General features: G+C 70.1%; 4 protein-coding genes and 1 pseudogene. 1 reads left to right on the top strand and 4 read right to left on the bottom strand.

Annotated features, from left to right (window positions below; genetic code table 11):
- Both G6020_RS08960 and G6020_RS08965 read right to left on the bottom strand, forming a co-directional pair.
- Window positions 1-740, bottom strand: a 740-nt coding sequence (locus G6020_RS08960) for an SRPBCC domain-containing protein (protein ID WP_182610379.1), incomplete at its 3' end; no start/stop codon positions are given.
- Entirely contained in the window at window positions 733-1,464 is a 732-nt protein-coding gene (locus G6020_RS08965; protein ID WP_182610380.1) for a helix-turn-helix domain-containing protein, read from the bottom strand. The genes G6020_RS08965 and G6020_RS08960, both read right to left, overlap by 8 nt.
- Window positions 1,465-1,623: 159 nt before the next feature.
- Here G6020_RS08965 and G6020_RS08970 point away from each other — a divergent pair, with 159 nt between their 5' ends.
- Entirely contained in the window at window positions 1,624-2,553 is a 930-nt protein-coding gene (locus G6020_RS08970) for an amidohydrolase family protein (protein ID WP_095717158.1), read from the top strand.
- A gap of 156 nt (window positions 2,554-2,709) precedes the next feature.
- Here the strand turns inward: G6020_RS08970 and recR are convergent.
- Both recR and G6020_RS08980 read right to left on the bottom strand, forming a co-directional pair.
- Window positions 2,710-3,315: pseudogene (recR, locus tag G6020_RS08975) on the bottom strand (recombination mediator RecR); the annotation flags it as partial.
- 82 nt (window positions 3,316-3,397) lie between these two features.
- On the bottom strand, window positions 3,398-3,733 hold the full coding sequence (locus tag G6020_RS08980) for a YbaB/EbfC family nucleoid-associated protein (protein ID WP_095717156.1): 336 nt from the start codon (window positions 3,731-3,733) through the stop codon (window positions 3,398-3,400).
- Window positions 3,734-3,837: the final 104 nt, after the last annotated feature.

The raw sequence follows: 3,837 nt of genomic DNA on the forward strand, positions 1-3,837 counted from the left end.
GGCGGGAAGAGGCTGTCCGCCCAACGCTGCCACCCGGCGGTGAGCACGTCGCGGTCGAACTCGTCGCCGAAGTAGTAGTGGACGACGGTGACCATGCCCCACGCGCCGTCGCCGCTGAAGAAATGGGCGCCGCTGTTGCTGCGGATGCCGAGATTCCCCGGTTCGGCCACCTCCACCACGCCGTCGATCGGGTCGAGCCCATCGGGTGTCAGGTGCACGGTGTCGCCGACCGCCGGCTGTCGGTCGATGCCCAGGGCGTCGTTGAACCGCGCCCAGATGCCATCCTTGTCGAGGTCGCTGAACGCGATGATCGACACGGTGGCCGGCGGCAGGCCGCGGAAGTGGTCGAAGTAGCGGCGGAGATTGGCCAGGAACCCGTCCCAGCCGTGGCTGTGGTACTCGGCCTCCCAGTCCTCGCCGGTGATTCCGCTGTGGATGAGCCGCAGCACGGCTCCGCCGCCGTCCCTGCCCTCGACGAGGAACTCCACGACCTCCGTCTGGCCGTCCGCAGAGGACGAGTACCGCCGCCCGGGCTCCCACTCCCGGACCGTGGCCTCGGAGATGTTGCCGGACCCGAAGTCGGACACGACGCGGGCGCCGACGCCCCCCTCCGGCGGGTCGAACCGGTGCGGCACGAACCAACACGCCATACCCTCACCTGTGGCGACGGCCTCCCACACCTCCTCCGGCGTGGCGTCGAGCTCGATGGACTTCTCGATCCGCTTGGGCTGGTCAGACATCGTCCTTCTCCTTACCGTCAGATGTGTCGCTGTCGTGTGTGTCGCTGTCGTGTGTGTCGCTGTCAGATGTCTCGCTGTCAGATGTCTCGCTGTCAGATGTGTCGGCGCGCTCGGAGGTGTCGGCGCGCTCGGAGGTGTCGGCGCTCCCGGGTGGGACGGCGTGAATCCCCACGATGAGCCGGTGTCGGCGGCTCCCATCGGAGGAGTCGTCGTGGTACCTGGACACGAGCCTGGTCACCGCGTCGGTGAGTTCGTCGGCGAACGCCGCGCGGTCGGCCGGGGTGGCGAAGCACACCTCGCCGTCGAGACCGAACGTCCCGACCCGCTTACCGGTCCGGCGCGCCCCGACGACCAGTTCACCCACCTCGCGCACCATCCGTGAGGCCAGCGCGAGCAGCCATCGTGGGGACGCCTGGTCGCGGTCGGCGCCGACGACCGGCTGGGTCCGTCCCATCACCCCGGGAGAGACGACGTACGACGACGACGAGGCCCTCAGTATCCGTTCGTGGACGTTCCCCCGCCGTCGCTCCTCGACCAGTTCGACCAGCCCGTGCTTCTCGAGCTGCCGGAGGTGATAGTTGAGCTTCTGCCTCGGTACACCCAGGCGGGCGGCGAGCGTGGTGGCCGACCCCGGTTCGGAGAGTTCGGCCAACAGTCGCGCGCGGATCGGGGCCAGGGCGGCGGTCGCCACCTCTGCGCTGTCGATCACGCCGATGTCCTGCATGCCCCCGGCCTCCTGTCCTGGATGGCACCAAGCCTCCTACCGACAAACCTTCTTGTCAAGGAATTTTTCCCCGTCGGCACTCGACCGCCCGGGGGTGGACGCCCCCGGGCCGGACCCGATCAGTCGGCCGGAGGTCAGCGCTCGCCTACGCTCGGATCCATGTGTATCCACCACGGCACCGCCACCCTCGCCGGCTCCGTGACCCCTCCCGATCCCGCGCACGAGGCGGCACAGGTGCGGGCTCTGTGGGAGCCGCTGGGTCTTCCGGGGATCATCGACGTCCACACGCACTTCATGCCCGACCGCGTGATGGCCAAGGTGTGGGACTACTTCGACGCCGCCGGCCCCAAGATCGGCCGGACGTGGCCGATCACCTACCGGGAGGCCGAGGACGAGCGGGTCGCCCGCCTGAGGTCCTACGGCGTACTGGCGTTCTCGTCGATGCTGTACCCGCACAAGGCGGACATGGGGGCGTGGCTCAACTCGTGGTCGGCGGACTTCGCCTCTCGGCACCCCGACTGCCTGCACACCGCGACCTTCTTCCCCGAGCCGACCGCGGGTGACTACGTCCGCGACGCGATCGAGGCCGGGGCCCGGGTGTTCAAGTCACACATCCAGGTGGGCGAGTACGACCCTCGCGATCCGTTGCTGGACCCGGTGTGGGGCCGGCTCGCGGAGGCGCAGGTGCCCACGGTGATCCACTGCGGGAGCGGTCCCGTGGCGGGACCCTTCACGGGCCCGGAGCCGGTCGCGGACGTGCTCGAGCGGTTCCCGGATCTCCCGTTGATCATCGCCCACATGGGCATGGGTGAGTACTCGGAGTTCCTGGACCTGGCCGAGCGGTACAGCGGTGTCTACCTGGACACGACCATGGCGTTCACCGACTTCGTCGAGGAGATCAGCCCGTTCCCGGCCTCGGAGCGCGGGCGGCTCGCCGATCTGGGGCACAAGATCCTGCTGGGGACCGACTTCCCCAACATCCCCTACCCGTTCGCGCACCAACTCGACGCCCTGGCGGGACTCGGGATGGGCGACGACTGGCTACGGGCGGTGTGGCACGGGAACGCCGCGAGGCTCTTCGACCTCTGACAGACCGGTCCGGCCCGCCGCGCGGCTGTCGGGCCCCGGCATCCGCTGTTCTGCCGGTTCGGGAGACGGTTCGGGGAACGGTTGGGGAGCCCGGGGCTCACTCTGCTCGGGACGGAGCACGCCTCCCGACCGCGCGGGCTGGGAGGGTCCGCCGGACAGGATTCGGCGGCCGGACAGGGCGCTGCCCAGGGTCAGCTCGTCCGCGAACTCGAGATCCGCACCCATGGGCAGGCCTGAGGCCAGACGGCTCACCACGAGTTCAGGGAACGGCCGCAGCAACCTGGCCAGGTACGTGGAGGTGGCCTCGCCGGTGGTGTTGGGGTCGGTCGCGATGATGATCTCCGCGATCTCCTCGCCCTCGAACTCCTCCCCGACCCGCCTCATCAGGCCGGCGATGCGCAGCTCGTTGGGCCCGATGCCGTTGATGGGATCGAGCGCGCCACCGAGCACGTGGTAGAGCCCGCGGAACTCGCGGGTGCGCTCGATGGCCTCGATGTCCTTGGGCTCCTCGACCACACAGATGAGCGTGGGGTCGCGCCGCGGGTCGGAGCAGATGCGGCAGCGTTCGGCCGCCGACACCGTGCCGCAGACCTCGCAGTACGTGACGCCGTCGACCACCGCCTGCAGCGCGGAACGCAGCCGCTCCACCGACTCCGGCTCCGCCTGCAGGAGGTGGAAGGCCAGCCGCTGCGCGGACTTCGGACCGACGCCCGGCAGTTTGCCGAACTCGTCGATCAGGTTCTGGACTGGTCCCTCGTACATCGCCGTTCCTGTGCTGTGTCGTTCCCGGCGGCGGATGCGCCGCCGGGTGGCGGGTCCCGGATATCCCCGGGTCCCGCCGGGCTCACATGCCCAGGCCGCCCATCATGTCGCCGAGGCCGCCGCCGGAGGCCAGGGGGCCGAGCCGCGACTCGGCGAGCTGCTGGACCTTGGTGTGGGCGTCGCCGAACGCACCGACGAGCAGATCCTGGAGCGTCTCGATGTCCTCGGGGTCCACGACCTTGGGGTCCACCGTGACCCCGGTGACCTCACCGGTGCCGCGCATGGTGACGGTGACGAGGCCGCCACCGGCCTGGCCGTCGACCGTGCTCGCGGCGATCTCCTGCTGCGCCTGGGCGAGCTGGGCCTGCATCTGCTGGGCCTGCTCGAGGAGGGCGTTCATGTCGGGTCCGGGCTGCATGGCGGGTCCTTTCGGCTGGTGCCTCATCTAAGCCGGGGCGGCCCCGGTCGGTCGGAACCCAGGGTAACCGCACCATCGGACAGCGTGCCCCGCCGCGCGGCGGG

Origin of the sequence: Dietzia sp. B19 (assembly GCF_014145155.1) — a bacterium.
GTDB lineage: Bacteria > Actinomycetota > Actinomycetes > Mycobacteriales > Mycobacteriaceae > Dietzia > Dietzia natronolimnaea.